The following is a 15,541-nucleotide window of genomic DNA, read 5'->3' on the forward strand; positions in this document are numbered from 1 at the left end:
TTTCTTCTACCAGTACAACTGACCGTTTCGAATAAGATTCAGCCAGTCTCTCTTAAACAATGGAAATTATGACATAACGTAAACGCTTACCTTAGTATAATGAACTCTATTTCGTTGGCGGAGACTCCCGCCGTCTCCACCAACGGAAATATTCACGACTAGCTAAATCTTCTGATTGTCATTATAGAAGGGCCAATTATTTGACAAAAAACCATTAAAAAACTGTTCGATCCACGAAGGAAAGAACAGTTAAATATGTAATGTAACCACCAAATTGGTATTTTTTGGTGGAGACGGTGGGAGTCGAACCCACGTCCAGAGATATCGCCACTCAAGCGTCTACATGTGTAGTTGATCTATTTCGATTTCGCAAGCACATATGCCAATCAACAGGCGTCCGTGTTGCTAGTCTGATTAAGCTCTTCTAACCGTCCTCAGACGGTGGAGGTTAGCGTATCCCACTTCAGTTGAGACCCCAAATCTTAGCACATGGGCGATGCTAAGCGGGATCCTTTAGCAATTGCTTAGGCAGCTGCTAAAGAGAAATTGTTTTGTTTGCCAGTTATTATTGGCGGGTAACGTTTTACGAGCCGTAACCTCGACACGCAGCTTGAGCTCAAACTACCCCTGTCGAATCCGTAACGTCCCCATAATAGGAAAGTACAGAGAGAGGCGTAATCTTCGCCTATTCAATTTTTCTTACTTCTACCACTATAACAGGCATCTAACTTTTTTTCAAGTCAGATCTCGACTTTAATCCCGGTCTTTTAGGCACGAGCGACATCACGATTCATTTGTTTGCGTTTTAAATCTTCTCGTTTATCATATTTCTTCTTACCTTTACCTAAACCAATGAGTACTTTCGCATAACCATCTTTTAAGTACATTTTAATTGGCACAAGCGAATACCCTGCTTGTTGGGTTTCTCCTATCAGCTTCGCAATCTGTTTTTTATGCAACAATAGCTTACGCATCCGTGTCGGTTCATGGTTATGAATATTTCCTTGTTCATAAGGGGAGATGTGCAAGTTATGCAGAAATACCTCACCATTACTCACTCGTGCGAAACTATCCTTCATATTGACACGACCATTACGAATTGATTTAATTTCTGTTCCTTGTAAGACAATGCCTGCCTCTATTGTTTCTTCAATAAAGAAGTCATGATTGGCTTTTTTATTTTGAGCGACAACTTTCCCTGATCCTTTTGGCATGTTTTTCACCTCACTTTGTTAAATGGTTCTTTTTCTATTTTACCAAGCCTGTTCTTATTATACAATGAAAAGGAATGAAATACTCACACATAGATGAACGGCTAAGAAAGGATTAATTTAAATGATAACGATTCGACCACTAACAACCACAGATTTTACACTTTATCAACAGATGGAGACAGGTGTAGAGAATGACTATATGTTACACGTCTACGACCGATTAATTACACCGCCTAACAACTATTTATACGGATTATTTAAAGATAAGATTCTCGTTACTGTCGCTGGTTATACGTATTTTCCTGGTGGCAATGTGATGCTTGGTCGCCTAAGAAGTGACCTGCGCTTCAGAAAACTTGGTTACCCCACCCAGTTGCTCCACTTCCTTGTTGATATCATTAAACAAGACCCTGACGTGTGTTTTATTGGTGGGTATACACATATTGAAAATTGGCCCGCAAAAAAAATACTCGCGCACCTTGGTCTAACTTTTATTGATAAGTATCATAACTTCCCAGCCATTAACCTTGGACCGTTCATCGTAGATAAAACGTTAATATGGGATGAAGTCATCACTCATTCAGAGAAACGTGCAGCACTTCAAACGTTAATGAATGAAAATATTGCTTCTTTCGTTTATGAGGCGTATTATCCATTTCCCTTTAGTTCATGTCTGATTTCAGATGACAAATTTTCAGCGATGCGTATCTTCCAATCACCATTGACACAAAGATATCTATTTGTTGATGACGATTATAAAGGAGAAAAATTATTAAACATTCGCTATGTTCATGAAGATATCTTCACCACACCAGGCTTATTTCATACAATAGCTGAGTTATTAAAACATGAACCAGACCGCTTGCCTTGGTTTAATTTTTCGAAAACGCAATACAGTGAACTAAAACATAAAGACTGTTTCCGACTAGAAGAAGGCTGGGAACTGCATGGCGTCTTTATATAAGAATAGAACTTTAAAAAGTATAATTGAAGAAGAGGAGGGTTAACATGAAAAAAATATTCATGATTATTGGTGTGATATTGATTGGCGCGGGATTATTGGGTGCTTTTATGACTTATCAAGCCAACTTTTCAGACGAGGAAATCATTAAAGTCATCAATTCGCCTGTCAAAGCACTGACAATTGAGGCCGATAACACCTCGATTACTATTGTGCCAACAGAAGAAGACGACATGACTGTCGTATTCAGCGGGATGAAAGAACAGGACTTAATTGATGCTCTCAACCTTAAAGCAAACGACGAAACCTTAGCCATTGCGGTTGACCAAGCTAACTGGTTTTTCTTCATCCCATTTGTCACGCAACAACCGCGGCTGACTGTTAAAGTACCGCGTGATCAGTTAACAAATATAAGTGCCAAAACGAGCAATGGTCGTGTGATTGTAAAAGAACAACATATGGATGAAATTGATCTTAAGACGAGTAACGGAGCTATTGAGCTGATTGATCTCGAAGCCAACGTTTTACAGGCTAAAACAAGCAATGGTAAAGTGACATTAATGAATACAACTGGACGGATTGAGGCGGAAACGAAAAATGGTTCTATTGATGCTTTTGGTCTTAAGATGACAGATGACGTCACCCTACGAACGAGTAACGGCAGTATCGATGTCTCCTTATCACACGGCGCCGATGTGACCATTGAGGCCGATACGAGTAACGGTAGCGTCGATATTTTCGGTCGTGACAATCGGTATGAGGTGCTAAATGACGGGACTTACTCCCTTAAACTCGATACAAGTAATGGCAGTATTGATGTGTATACGGATTGATGACAGCATGTAAACCGCATCACGCTTATTAAATAGAAAGAGACAGACCATCCGCCCGTTCGGCCAAATGATCTGTCTTTTTATATGTTTTCTCGGTTATTTTTTACGTTTCTTTTTTGCGGCTTTTGGTGGGACAGCTCGCCCTTTTTGTTTTTTCTTTTTATGTTTAGGCTTTTTGGCATCATCTTGTTGTTTCTTTCCATTACCTTTTGATTGTCCCTTATCTTTTGACCCGCAATTAAAGTCAGGGCTTGGTCGCTTGGCTTTCTTTTTCATGCCAACGATCTCAAAGTCAATCGACTGCTCTTCTAGATTGACCGCTTCAACGCGAACTTCAATCACATCACCAATTCTAAAGACATTACCGGTTCTTTCACCAATCATCGCATAGCGCGTTTCATCGTAGTGGTAATAGTCGTCAGTTAAATCACTGACATGGACAAGACCTTCTACCGTATTCTCCAGTTCGACAAATAAACCAAAACCAGTTACGGAACTAATAACCCCTTCAAACTCTTCACCAATCTTATCTTGCATAAATTCAGCTTTTTTGAGTTCATCGGTATCCCGTTCAGCGTCGACCGCTACTCGCTCTTGTTCAGACGTGTGTTTAGCTATCTCAGACAGTTTATCTTTCCATTTTGCTTGTGTGTCATTGCTAAGATCACCGTTAATTAAATACGTCCGGATGAGACGATGGACAATTAAGTCAGGGTATCGTCTAATTGGTGAGGTAAAATGGGTATAAAACTCGGTCGCAAGACCGAAGTGTCCGACACTTTTCGGGTCATACTTTGCTTGTTTCATTGACCTAAGCATCAATTTAGAGATAATCATCTCTTCTTGTTCACCTTTCACCTCATCTAGTACCGTTGCAAGGCTTGCGGGTGAATATCATTTTTAACACCTTTGACACTATAACCAAACTGTCCAATAAATTCAAAGAATTTTTGGAGACGGTCTTCGTCTGGGTCCTCATGAATCCGGTGAATAAATGGCACATCCATCCAGTGGAAATGCTCAGCGATCGTCTCATTCGCCGCCAACATAAATTCTTCAATTAACCGTTCAGACACCCCACGGTGGCGTAAGACGACATCAGTCGGGTGACCCGATTCATCAACGATGACTTTTGCTTCGTTAAAGTCAAAATCAATCGCGCCACGGTCCATCCGTTTTTTTCGCAAAATACGCGCCAGTTGTTCCATCTCGTGAAACATTGGGATAAGTGTGTCATATTCTTTCATCACCGCTTCATCTTGATCGGTTAAGATTTGATTGACGGCTTGGTAAGTCATACGAGCCGACGTATTGATCACACTTTGGAAAATGTCATGTGACACGACTTCCCCATTAGGTGAAATCTCCATCTCACAAGCCAGTACTAAACGATCCACATGGGGATTCAGTGAACAAATACCGTTTGATAACCGGTGCGGGATCATTGGGATCACCCGGTCAACAAGATAGACACTCGTTCCGCGCTTGTAAGCTTCCACATCAATTGGTGAACCTTCTTCGACATAATAAGACACATCCGCAATATAAACGCCAAGCAAGTGATTGCCATTGGCTAACTGCTCGACTCGAATCGCATCATCTAAATCTTTCGCATCAGCCCGTCAATCGTGACAATCGTTTTATCGCGACGATCGACTCGCCCTTCAAGGTCGGACTCATCGATGGTTTCTTTCACATGCTTTGCTTGGTCCAGTACCTCGTCTGGGAACTCAATCTCGATGTTGTGTTTATGAATGATCGATAGGATATCGACGCCCGGATCATTTTTATGTCCCAGGATTTCAACCACTTCACCTTCAGCGGCATTCTGTCCTCTGGGAATTTCAAGATGTTGACGATCACTTTATGACCGTCAACGGCGCCCTGACTGTCCTCTTTTTTAATAAAGACATCATTAGGAATGCGCTTATCATCTGCGACGACAAAACCAAAATTCCCTTTATCAACATAGTTGCCGATAACGCGGGTCGACCCACGTTCAAGAATTCTTTCAACCACACCTTCTACACGTTTATCGCCACTTACTTCTGCGTCAGCACGTGCTAAGACTATATCGCCATTCATGGCGCCATTTAAGTCATGTGGATGTAAGTATAAATCTTTTATCCCTTCTTCATCAGGAATTAAAAAGGCAAAGCCTTTTTTGTGCATTTGCACCTTCCCTCTTACTAACCCAGCTCGAGCTGGTGAGACGTATTTATTCTTTCTCGTCAACATGATCCGGCCGTCGTCTTCTAAATCATTGAGCGTTTTCATTAAGTCAGTAAACATCTCACTTGTGACGGTCTCATTAAAGACAGCCTCACTAATATCATCAACTGACACGGGACGCTCTGCTTCTTCTGTAATAAATGTTAAAATCTTTTGTTTTAACTCATTCATTCTTCCTTCACCTTCTTTCAAATCATTGCTTATCTTTAGTCTTTTCTATTTTTATTGTCTTATACATCTACCACTTATAAATAATCGCCGTCATTTTAACTATTTAAGCGTTTATAGTATAGCCTCATCCCAATCTAAAGATTCTAAGAAACGATAGACATCTTCATGGACAGCTTCACGCTTTGGTCCTAGCGTAATCGCATGACCAGCACCCTCATACCAATGGATCTCTTTATCATCACATTCCACATGGTCATAAATATGTGTGGCACTATCTGTGTTGATCATCTGATCGTCTTTCGCTTGAATGACAAGTGTCGGCGTATAGATATGATCAAGTACCCCGCGCACGTCATCAATTAATCCAGCAAGACTATCAAAGAGCGGTTTGGCATTGTTAGTAAGGGTATGGACTTCTTTTTCAATAACAGCGGTATCTTTGCCTTCTTTTTGTTTATATTGACTCGCAAAATATCGAAAACCTTTCGTCAGTTGCGTCTCATTGTCAAAGAACATCGGAGAACACATCGTCCCCACGCCTACGACTGGATTTTCGGTCGCGAGCTTCAAGCTAAGCACACCACCAAGCGATAACCCCAATACCGCAACCTTATCATAGCCGTCTTGTTTTAGCTGTTGATAGGCTTTGACGACATCTTCATACCACGTTTCAGCTGAGCCATCGAGTAAATCTTCTGGTGTTTTGCCGTGTCCGCGGTAAATCGGACCAAATGATGTATAGCCTTTTGTTTCCAAAAATCGACCAAGCATGCGCATATCAGCACTGTGACCGGTAAACCCATGTAATAGTAATACCGCTCTTTTCCCACCTTTAAACATAAACGGTTCTGGTTGTTTAATTTTCACATCGATCGTCCTTTCTCCCATAGCTATTTGTTAGCTTTTTCTCTATTATTTTCATCTGCTTCTATTTTATCAAAGAGTGGCTTCTATTGCACAATGTGAGATTATCATGACAAAAAGAAAATCTCTTTAAGTGACGTCTTCCTATGTCACCTAAAGAGATTCATCTTGTTAAATAATATAAGCTAACGCAAATGTTGCAACAAAAAATACTACTGAAGCAACGATTGTCGCTTTTTGCAATACCGCGTCTAATCCACGTGCTTTTTTCTTACCAAAGAGTTGTTCCGCTCCTCCCGAAATCGCACCCGCTAACCCTTCACTTTTACCTGATTGTAAAACAATCATCGTAATAAGGGTAATACTTGAAAGAATAATTAATGTAATCAAAATAGCTTCCATCGTAAAAGCATACCTCCTAGACCCACTTAAAATCACTACTTTATTGCTTATAACATTAAATAAAAACACTAGTACTAATTTAGCATACTTCACCAGTTGATGACAAGTATATTTTCCTTTTTTAATGAAAGCGATTTCTACCTTTTAAGTATCAACATCATTGCGATGGTGTTTTTGATTGATTTTGATTGATTTTGATTGATTTTTAAAGGGTGTTATCGTATACTAAGTGTATCAGAGGAGGCGACGATCATGTTAACACCTAAGCGACATGCCTTAATATTAGAAGAACTATCAAACAAACAAATGATCACCATTCAATCTCTGGTTGATTTGATGCGTGTATCAGAATCAACCATTCGTCGAGATTTAAGCGAGCTTGAAAAACAACACTTATTAAAGCGCGTTCACGGCGGAGCAACCGTAGTAACACAAACAAAAGACGAACCAACTGTTCAAGAGAAAAAACAACGCGGGACGACAGAGAAAAAAGAAATTGCCCAATATGCGGCAGCCTTAATAGAAGATTATGATGTCATTTATTTAGATGCCGGAACGACGACTTATGAAATGATTCCTTTTTTAAAAGATCGACCGATCACCGTTGTCACTAATGGCCTGATGCATCTTGATTTATTACAACAATATCATATTCCGACGTATATCATTGGTGGGAAAGTGAAAGATAAGACAGGTGCTGTGATTGGGAGTGTGGCACTTAAACAGTTAGAACATTATCATTTTAACTTAGCTTTTATCGGTACTAACGGGGTGGATGTTTCTTTCGGTTATTCCACTCCCGACCCTGAAGAAGGCGATTTAAAAGAAAAAGCATTAACATTAAGTGATAAGCGCTTTGTCTTAGCGGACCATTCTAAATTGCACACAAAAAGCGCTTACCGGTTCAGCGAGCTAAAACATGCTACTTTAATTACTGACCGATTATTAGAAGAGGACAGAGAAGCTTATTCAAAACTAACGGACGTCTTGGAGGCGATGACATGATTTTCACTTGTACACTCAATCCATCCATCGATTACATTCTATCTGTGGCTGAGTTTCAATACGGCGGATTAAATCGCGGGACTGACCCGAGCTATTTCCCTGGTGGAAAGGGCATTAACGTGTCGCGTATTTTAACGCGTTTAAACATCCCTTCAACAGCGTTAGGATTTACTGGTGGGTTTACCGGTGCCTTCATTGAACAAACGTTACAGGATGAGGGCGTTGATACCGATTTTGTCCATGTTAGCGATGCCACTCGGATCAACCTTAAATTAAAAGGCGCTAAAGAAACTGAAATCAATGGGCCTGGTGCAACGATTACAAAAGAAGAAACAGAACATTTTCTTGACCAATTAGACCATTTAACGTGTGACGACTACTTAGTACTTGCAGGTAGCTTACCACAAGATTTACCGGATGATTTTTACTTACAGATTGTTAAACGTCTTAGAGAAAAGTCCGTTAAACTTGTGCTAGACACCTCATCTGAAGCATTAAAGAAAATGGTTGGAGAACCCCTTTTCTTAGCCAAGCCGAATCATCATGAACTTGGAGAACTGTTTGATGTTGAGATTACGTCGAAACAACAAGCGATTCATTATGCCAAACAACTGCACGATTCTGGGGTTAAACACGTGATTATCTCCATGGGTGGTGACGGGGCGATTTATTTACACAATCATACCTTGTATCAAGCGCAAGTACCTAAAGGGACGGTTATCAACACCGTAGGTGCTGGGGATTCAACCGTGGCCGGCTTTTTAGCCGGACTTGAGCGGGGCTATAAACCAGTCGATGCCTTTCGTTTAGCTGTTGCTTCCGGAAGTGCCACCGCCTTTACAAAAGATTTAGCCGAAAAAAAAGACATGGAAACGCTTTTTGAGTTAGTAGACGTGGAAGTAACCGATTTCTAAAAGGACCGTCTCGCCTTTACAGCCAAACGGTTTCATGGTATGGTGTCAAAGGTTTATTGTGCATGATTTTCTTTTTCCGTTAGGCATCGGAAAAAATTATCAACATTCTCTTAATAAATATGTGCAATAAACTTGATATTTGACGGTGTTAACCGTTAAAATATAGGGTATGGTATACTGAAAAACAAAATCTTAAATTTATAGGAGGTTTTTTTCATGGCAGCTGAAAAAACAATAACAATTACAGATTCAACAGGTGTGCACGCACGCCCAGCTACAGTACTCGTAAACAAAGCAGGTAACTTCTCTTCTGACGTTACTGTTGAGTACAATGGCAAATCAGTAAACTTAAAATCAATTATGGGTGTTATGTCTCTAGGTATCCCTAAGGATGCTGAAATCAAGATCGTTGCAGAAGGCGCTGACGAAGATGAAGCAATCGAAGCGATTTATGCAACAGTTAAAGAAACTGGCTTAGGGGAATAATTCCTATATGGCGATTTTAACAGGCATTGCGGCATCTAACGGTGTCGCAATTGCTAAAGCATACACATTAGAAACACCCGATCTTTCTTATGAGACAAAGAAAGTTGACGATGTTGATACAGAAGTTAACCGCCTTCATGATGCGTTGACGGTATCAAAAAAAGAATTAGAAAAAATTAAAGAAAACGCACGTCTTTCACTTGGTGATGAGCATGCGGAGATTTTTTCTGCGCACCTTTTAGTGTTAAGTGACCCTGAACTGATTACACCAATGGAAGATAAAATTAAAAACGATAACGTCAATGCTGAAAAAGCACTTGATGATGTCGCTAACATGTTTATCGATATGTTTAAAGGCATGGATAATGAATACATGCGTGAAAGAGCAGCTGATATTCAGGACGTGACAAAACGCGTCATGGCTCACCTACTTAAAGTCACGTTCCCAGATCCTGCCTTGATTGATGAAGAAGTTGTGATAATTGCTGAAGACTTAACACCTTCAGATACCGCACAATTAAATAAGCAATTTGTGAAAGGGTTTACGACAAATATTGGCGGTCGTACATCACACTCTGCGATTATGGCACGTTCTTTAGAAATTCCAGCGGTTGTTGGTACTAAAACCGTCACAGAGGATGTTTCTGAAGGCGATATCGTGATTGTTGATGGGATTGACGGTAAAGTCATTATTAACCCAACAGAAGAAGAATTAGCGACTTACAAAGAAAAACAAGCTGATTTTGAAAAACAAAAAGAAATTTGGGCACAATTAAAAGACGAGCCAACGATTTCTAAAGACGGTGAGCACGTTGAATTAGTTGCGAATATCGGTACACCAGACGATGTTGTCGGTGTTCTGAATAACGGCGGCGAAGGTGTCGGTCTTTACCGTACAGAATTCCTATATATGGGTAACTCTGATTTCCCTACTGAGGACGAGCAATTTGACGCTTACTCATCTGTATTAAAACAAATGGGTGACAAACCAGTTGTTGTTCGTACGTTAGACATTGGTGGCGATAAAGAATTAAGCTACCTTGACTTACCGAAAGAAATGAACCCGTTCTTAGGTTTCCGTGCGATTCGTCTTTGCTTAGAGCGTGACGATATCTTCCGTACACAACTACGTGCCCTACTGCGCGCAAGTGTCCACGGTAACTTGAAGATCATGTTCCCAATGATCGCAACCCTTGATGAGTTCCGTTCAGCTAAAGCTTTGTTACTTGAAGAAAAAGATAACTTAAAAGCTGAAGGTGTTGACGTGAGTGATGATATTGAAGTCGGTATCATGGTTGAGATTCCAGCAACTGCTGTGATTGCTCGCCAATTCGCTAAAGAAGTTGACTTCTTTAGTATCGGTACAAATGACTTAATTCAATACACACTTGCGGCTGACCGTATGAACGAACGCGTCTCATACCTTTACCAACCGTACCATCCAGCGATCCTTAATCTCGTGAATAACGTGATTGAAGCCGCACACGCGGAAGGCAAATGGGCCGGTATGTGTGGTGAGATGGCTGGCGACTCTATCGCGATTCCAATCTTACTCGGTTTAGGTCTTGATGAGTTTAGTATGAGTGCCACATCAATTCTTCCAGCACGTACACAGATTAAAGATTTATCTAAAGAAGAACTCCGTTCTTACAAAGATGAACTTCTAAGTATGTCAACAGCTGATGAAGTAGAAGCATTCATTCGCGAAAAAACAAATCAATAATTACGGCAATATGTCAGTGATGAAATAAAAGCCGCTTATTCGCTATATAACGTGAATAAGCGGGCTTTTTGTTTGTTTAGAGTATCTATTAACCTTATCGCCAAAACGCTGTCATATCCTTCTTATCTTCAATATTAAACGCAACCATATTTCGAATTAAATCAAGATGGGCGGGCTCGGTCCATTTCATCTTCACTAATTGTTTAGTCATGTCATAACCTGCTTGAGTGATTTGATCATGAAATTTGTCTTTACATGCCATTTCCGGTGCAATCGCCAGATGAGCTTTTGCCACACTGAAGCCGATAATATACGTCCCATGGGTGATAAACATCGGTTGATTCCATTTGATTACCGGCTCCAGTTCAGGAAAAGTATCTTGTATATCTTGTAAAATCATTGTTAAACGCTCACGATGATCAGGATGTTCAATCGACTGTAAAAATGGTTCAAATACTATCAATACTTATCGCCTCACTTCTCTCACATTTTTCGTTTGTCGCATTCGGGTTAGCTAGTGAGTTACTTGGCGAGTGACACTTTCGGTCTTTTTTTATGCCCATAGATACGCGGGGCAAGGTATTTATCTATGACGGGGCTAAGTGCATTCATAATCAAAATCGCAAAGCCGACTCCTCCTGGGAAATTAAACACAATTCGAATCACTATTGTTAACAGTCCTGCCCCAATCGCAAAGACCGTTTGACCAGTCGGCGTTAATGCTCCACTTGTATAATCAGTAGCCATAAACACCGCCGCAAAGATGAGCGTCCCACTAAGCACATGGGTCATCATGTAATCAACACTATAACCACCATAAATGGAACTTATAACAGCCACTGTTCCTACATAATAAAGAGGAATCTTCATATTAATAACGCCTCTTACGACAAGATAAACAAAGGCAAGAAGGATCATCAGTTTTGATGTTTCACCAATATTACCGCCAAGATTCACACCAAGGAATAGATCCCATAATCCAGGTACCTCTTCTCCTACCGTTTTAGAAAAGTGACCAATCGACTCTAAAGGTGTCGCGGTCGACACTGCATCAGCACCTGGTGCGACCCAGTTCGTAATCCAAGGTGAGAAAAAGACTTTTAACATGACTCTTGCGCCAACAGCTGGATTAAACATATTACGACCAATACCGCCCGGTAGCTGTTTAATAATCACAATCGCAAAGAAACTGCCGATAATAATCGTCCAATAAGGAGCGGTGACAGGTACACTCAAGCCAATTAACATCCCGGTAATAACCGCACTATAATCATTAATTCTTATCGGTTGATCTCTTAGTTTTTGAAAACCATATTCAAATAACACACTTGAGGCCACACCGACAATTACCATAAACAATGATCTGATGCCAAAGAAATAGATTGCAGCAAGGAGCGGCAGAAATAAGGCGATGACGACTTGCTTCATAATCCAATCGGTTTTTCGACGTGATTTTAAGTGTGGTGATGCACTCATTTTAAGCGTCATATCTTGAAGTGACATCATGAGCTTTTCTCCTTTCGCGCCTTAATTTCTGTTTTGGCTTGTCTAATGTTATCCAGCAGTGGAATATTAGCAGGGCAAATATATGAACAGTTCCCACAATCAATACAGTCCATCGCCCCAAGACGTTCGGCCTCGTCAATATCACCTTGTTCATAGGCGTTGGATATAAGAATTGGTTGTAAATTTACTGGACAGACATTTAAGCACTCTGCACACTTGATACACGGGGTCCGTTCATCTACTTTTACTTCTTCTTTCGGTAAAAAGCTAATCACCGATGTTCCTTTTGTGATCGGTACTTGACCGGAGGTAATGGGTTTACCCATCATCGGGCCTCCGTGCAACATCTTCCCTGTCTTTTCGACAAAACCACCACAAGCATCAATCAAGACTTGAATCGGTGTACCAATTCTTACCCTAAAGTTTTGCGGATCTTTAATGGGTTCACCCGTGACGGTTGTCACACGATCCATTAAAGGTAAACCTTTTTGAATCGCTAAATGAGCCGCCCGTACGGTACTGACATTAGCTACAATCGTATGAACATCAAGGGGTAATCCTCCAGAAGGTACTTCGCGATTGACTAATGTTTTGATGAGGCGTTTTTCCGCCCCTTGAGGATAAATTGTCTCAAGCTCTTTGATTTGAATCCGTTCATCGTCGCCAATCGCTTGTTTAAGAGCACATACACTATCATGGACATTTGACTCAATCGCAATATATGTCTGTTTAATTGGAAAAAGCGTCAGCAGTTCTTTGATCCCAGCAACGATTTCTTCAGCGGATTCAATCATTAATCGGTGGTCAGCGGTAGAGTATGTTTCACATTCAGCCCCATTAATAATCAATGTGTCAATAGCCTTTCCTTTTGGTGGTGAGAGTTTGACGTGCGTTGGAAATGTTGCCCCTCCCATTCCGACAATGCCGGCTCGTTCAATGAGTGACAATTTATCCTGTGATGTTAAATCTTCTTGGGTAGATGTAAGTGCGGGTGCTGGAGTATCTTTAAAATCATTCTTAATAACGATGGCGAGGTGAGGGCCATGCATCGAAGGCTTCTCTTCGATTGATTCAACCGTTCCAGAAACAGAGCTGTATATGTTGGCAGAGACAAAACCTTGCTTTTCGGCAATCAGTTGTCCCATCTTCACGTCATCACCAACCTCAACAATCGGTTCCGCTGGTTTGCCGATATGCATGTTCATCGGATAAATCATCTTTTCGCTTAAAGGCGCTTCAATGATAGACTTTTTTTTCTGTCCGAGACTTTCTTTCTTCCGTATAGGCTCCTTGCCTTTTGTATTTTAATTTCATATTCAACATAATCGTGCCTCCTCAGTGGTGTGGATTATTACTCTATTCCTTCATTTTTAACCGAATAAACCCTTTTCATTAAAGAAGTATTAATGACTTAGATAAGCGAAGGCTCCTTTGGTACAATAGAAAGATCCACTTACTTATTTCAATCTAATGCACATAAAAGGAGACGTAACAATGGATTTAACAATTCTAAATAATGAACCCCTCCCGCTCATTTACGAACCGGGTCGCGGGGCTTGGACCTATAGGATTAATGTACCGGATACACACCATTTAAAAGCACCATGAGGTTCGATAAAAGTCACTGGGACTATTGATGATATACCCTTTGGTGACATGAATCTGATGCCGCTAAAAAATGAAGACGCGATGATGTCTGTCAACAAACAGCTCCGTGAAAAAATTGACAAATCCGGTGGAGATATTGTTCGTGTCACCATGACGCTAAAAGATGCCGACACGTTAGGCTATTAATAAAAAAAAGCGTCGATTTTCATTCTCATGAATGATAACGACGCTTTTAACTGATGTGTAGTTTTGACTTTTTTATTTCTTTGTACTTTGATTGATGCAAGAGTTTGGATAATAATTGTTCATGCCCCATATTTAATAACAGGCCTAAATAGATCCCTAAACTATTTAAAATCCAATCATCTACATCAACTGAGCGAGAGACCATGTGCAGTTGATGTAAAAGGAACTGACCACCTTCAAACAATACAGGTATAAGAATAATGAATAACAATTTTCTAAACCAACCATAAGGCTTCACATACAACCAAAACCCGAGCGGAAACATCATCACCACATTACCGACAAGGTTCACGATAATAATATCAAAAGCTAACGTCTCTTGCCTATAGGCGCGTAAATAGAGCTTGATTGTTTCAAATGGTTCTAAATTAATTTGAAGCATGTCTCTCGCATCACCAAGTCCTCTAAACCAAATCAAGTAACTTAAAATCACGAGATATCCCAACATAACTCCATTAAATAACCGGCGTTTTAAGTGGGGATTGTTCAATTGTCTTAACGCAATATAAATAATTAAAAAAATTGGCAACAACACAAAAAAGCCCAACGGTAAATACGACAAAAAACTTCCCCCTCACTTTTTAAAACAACAGTTTTATTATCACTTAAATACGCCGCCATGACAAGAGGAGAATCGTATTTGTTATACAATTGAAAACTTTTAAAAATCGATTTTGTCATTTAAATAATGCACTTGGACCAATTTAAAGAAATCCGAAAAATCTATTGTCGAAATATAATGGATAAGATTGTTTCACTCTCTCATGAACGAATGATATCTTATCCATGCTGCGATATCATTGATTTCAAATTTCTCAACAACGATATATACAGTATAGTCTTCTGCTTCACGTTGATTAACACAAAAGCGATTGCCATTCATCCTTGAACTACCCCCACCTAACATTCTCACGAATGTTTGAGGAAGGGGATTCCATAAGGACACCCTAAAGGGGACCCATGCTCGTTCAACTAAGCATAGGTTTTTCTACTCTCCAACCGTCGCAAACCTATTTTCTCAACATCTGTTAAAGCATGTTGGGGAAATAGTGTGTTCCAGGAACACAACTTGCTTTGGTCAAACCGTTCTGTCTGGTAGAACGCATGGGTTCTAACAAAAGACAGGGTACGCATCATATACGCCCATTGCGCCCAATGATGTAGACCTTGTTTCTGCTCTGGAACAAGTGAATACAACATCGGTGGGAGTTTTTCTTTAAAGCCCATTGCCCGTCGGGCAATGACATAAGCGGCTGCCATGTGAATGGACACACCAAGCCGCTTCATATATTTCATCTTGCCAATTTGACTGGTATAAGCGGGGTTAACAACGTAGACAGCCACCCCCATTTTTTCAGCTCTTGACTTGATTGCTA

Annotated in this window: 14 protein-coding genes, 1 other RNA gene and 2 pseudogenes; 7 read left to right on the top strand and 10 right to left on the bottom strand. The window is 40.4% G+C overall.

What is annotated here, in order from left to right:
• Positions 1 to 285 precede the first annotated feature (285 nt).
• Positions 286 to 649: a transfer-messenger RNA gene (gene ssrA / locus JCM19043_RS14555) on the bottom strand.
• A 118-nt stretch (positions 650 to 767) separates the two neighbouring features.
• A complete protein-coding gene (gene smpB, locus JCM19043_RS14560; RefSeq protein WP_062323623.1) occupies positions 768 to 1,214 on the bottom strand; it encodes an SsrA-binding protein SmpB in 447 nt (148 codons plus the stop codon).
• Between the two features lie 121 nt (positions 1,215 to 1,335).
• On the opposite strand from smpB, the gene JCM19043_RS14565 reads away from it, so the two are divergent.
• Positions 1,336 to 2,178, top strand: a complete 843-nt coding sequence (locus JCM19043_RS14565) for a hypothetical protein (protein WP_062323625.1) — start codon at positions 1,336 to 1,338, stop codon at positions 2,176 to 2,178.
• 44 nt (positions 2,179 to 2,222) lie between these two features.
• Complete coding sequence (locus JCM19043_RS14570) at positions 2,223 to 3,008, top strand: DUF4097 family beta strand repeat-containing protein (protein ID WP_062323628.1); 786 nt, start codon at positions 2,223 to 2,225, stop codon at positions 3,006 to 3,008.
• A 96-nt stretch (positions 3,009 to 3,104) separates the two neighbouring features.
• On the opposite strand, the pseudogene rnr reads toward JCM19043_RS14570, so the two are convergent.
• The 3 genes and pseudogenes from rnr to secG all read right to left on the bottom strand — a co-directional run bounded on the left by rnr (position 3,105) and on the right by secG (position 6,677).
• Positions 3,105 to 5,411: pseudogene (rnr, locus tag JCM19043_RS18315) on the bottom strand (ribonuclease R).
• Between the two features lie 111 nt (positions 5,412 to 5,522).
• The gene (locus JCM19043_RS14580; protein ID WP_062323629.1) at positions 5,523 to 6,278 is read right to left on the bottom strand and encodes a carboxylesterase; all 756 of its coding nucleotides are present in this window, start codon (positions 6,276 to 6,278) and stop codon (positions 5,523 to 5,525) included.
• Positions 6,279 to 6,446: 168 nt separating this feature from the next.
• Positions 6,447 to 6,677: a preprotein translocase subunit SecG gene (gene secG, locus JCM19043_RS14585; RefSeq protein WP_062323631.1), complete on the bottom strand. Its 231-nt coding sequence runs from the start codon at positions 6,675 to 6,677 to the stop codon at positions 6,447 to 6,449.
• Positions 6,678 to 6,929: 252 nt separating this feature from the next.
• Between secG and JCM19043_RS14590 the strand changes: the two genes are divergently transcribed.
• The 4 genes from JCM19043_RS14590 (at position 6,930) to ptsP (ending at position 10,805) form a co-directional block, all read left to right on the top strand.
• Positions 6,930 to 7,682: a DeoR/GlpR family DNA-binding transcription regulator gene (locus tag JCM19043_RS14590; RefSeq protein WP_062323633.1), complete on the top strand. Its 753-nt coding sequence runs from the start codon at positions 6,930 to 6,932 to the stop codon at positions 7,680 to 7,682.
• Complete coding sequence (pfkB, locus tag JCM19043_RS14595) at positions 7,679 to 8,596, top strand: 1-phosphofructokinase (protein WP_062323635.1); 918 nt, start codon at positions 7,679 to 7,681, stop codon at positions 8,594 to 8,596. The genes JCM19043_RS14590 and pfkB overlap by 4 nt, the downstream gene beginning before the upstream one ends.
• A gap of 216 nt (positions 8,597 to 8,812) precedes the next feature.
• On the top strand, positions 8,813 to 9,082 hold the full coding sequence (locus JCM19043_RS14600; RefSeq protein WP_062323638.1) for a phosphocarrier protein HPr: 270 nt from the start codon (positions 8,813 to 8,815) through the stop codon (positions 9,080 to 9,082).
• A 7-nt stretch (positions 9,083 to 9,089) separates the two neighbouring features.
• Positions 9,090 to 10,805, top strand: coding sequence for a phosphoenolpyruvate--protein phosphotransferase (ptsP, locus tag JCM19043_RS14605; protein WP_062323639.1), 1,716 nt, complete (start codon positions 9,090 to 9,092; stop codon positions 10,803 to 10,805).
• 94 nt (positions 10,806 to 10,899) lie between these two features.
• Here ptsP and JCM19043_RS14610 read toward each other — a convergent pair whose 3' ends face one another.
• From JCM19043_RS14610 to rsxC, 3 genes are read right to left on the bottom strand one after another with little or no spacing between them, the layout of a single operon-like run.
• Positions 10,900 to 11,268, bottom strand: coding sequence for an iron chaperone (locus JCM19043_RS14610; protein WP_062323640.1), 369 nt, complete (start codon positions 11,266 to 11,268; stop codon positions 10,900 to 10,902).
• Positions 11,269 to 11,327: 59 nt separating this feature from the next.
• Entirely contained in the window at positions 11,328 to 12,311 is a 984-nt protein-coding gene (locus tag JCM19043_RS14615) for an RnfABCDGE type electron transport complex subunit D (RefSeq protein WP_062323642.1), read from the bottom strand.
• Positions 12,308 to 13,594 (bottom strand): electron transport complex subunit RsxC, encoded by a 1,287-nt coding sequence (gene rsxC / locus JCM19043_RS14620; RefSeq protein WP_369813895.1) that lies wholly within the window; start codon positions 13,592 to 13,594, stop codon positions 12,308 to 12,310. The genes JCM19043_RS14615 and rsxC overlap by 4 nt, the downstream gene beginning before the upstream one ends.
• A 331-nt stretch (positions 13,595 to 13,925) precedes the next feature.
• On the opposite strand from rsxC, the gene JCM19043_RS16160 reads away from it, so the two are divergent.
• On the top strand, positions 13,926 to 14,105 hold the full coding sequence (locus tag JCM19043_RS16160) for a DUF1905 domain-containing protein (RefSeq protein WP_255349977.1): 180 nt from the start codon (positions 13,926 to 13,928) through the stop codon (positions 14,103 to 14,105).
• A 46-nt stretch (positions 14,106 to 14,151) separates the two neighbouring features.
• Here JCM19043_RS16160 and JCM19043_RS14625 read toward each other — a convergent pair whose 3' ends face one another.
• Both JCM19043_RS14625 and JCM19043_RS14630 read right to left on the bottom strand, forming a co-directional pair.
• Positions 14,152 to 14,727: a VanZ family protein gene (locus JCM19043_RS14625; RefSeq protein ID WP_062323644.1), complete on the bottom strand. Its 576-nt coding sequence runs from the start codon at positions 14,725 to 14,727 to the stop codon at positions 14,152 to 14,154.
• Between the two features lie 410 nt (positions 14,728 to 15,137).
• Positions 15,138 to 15,541, bottom strand: a pseudogene (locus tag JCM19043_RS14630) (hypothetical protein); the annotation flags it as partial.

The organism is Halolactibacillus sp. JCM 19043, assembly GCF_001310395.1.
Lineage (GTDB): Bacteria > Bacillota > Bacilli > Bacillales > Amphibacillaceae > Halolactibacillus > Halolactibacillus miurensis.

Bases quoted from the DNA above. Each gene is read 5' to 3' on its own strand.
- JCM19043_RS14615 (WP_062323642.1), bottom strand. From the start codon at position 12,311: ATGATGTCACTTCAAGATATGACGCTTAAAATGAGTGCATCACCACAC.
- secG (WP_062323631.1), bottom strand. From the start codon at position 6,677: ATGGAAGCTATTTTGATTACATTAATTATTCTTTCAAGTATTACCCTT.
- JCM19043_RS14565 (WP_062323625.1), top strand. From the start codon at position 1,336: ATGATAACGATTCGACCACTAACAACCACAGATTTTACACTTTATCAA.
- smpB (WP_062323623.1), bottom strand. From the start codon at position 1,214: ATGCCAAAAGGATCAGGGAAAGTTGTCGCTCAAAATAAAAAAGCCAAT.
- pfkB (WP_062323635.1), top strand. From the start codon at position 7,679: ATGATTTTCACTTGTACACTCAATCCATCCATCGATTACATTCTATCT.
- JCM19043_RS14570 (WP_062323628.1), top strand. From the start codon at position 2,223: ATGAAAAAAATATTCATGATTATTGGTGTGATATTGATTGGCGCGGGA.
- JCM19043_RS14600 (WP_062323638.1), top strand. From the start codon at position 8,813: ATGGCAGCTGAAAAAACAATAACAATTACAGATTCAACAGGTGTGCAC.
- JCM19043_RS14590 (WP_062323633.1), top strand. From the start codon at position 6,930: ATGTTAACACCTAAGCGACATGCCTTAATATTAGAAGAACTATCAAAC.
- ptsP (WP_062323639.1), top strand. From the start codon at position 9,090: ATGGCGATTTTAACAGGCATTGCGGCATCTAACGGTGTCGCAATTGCT.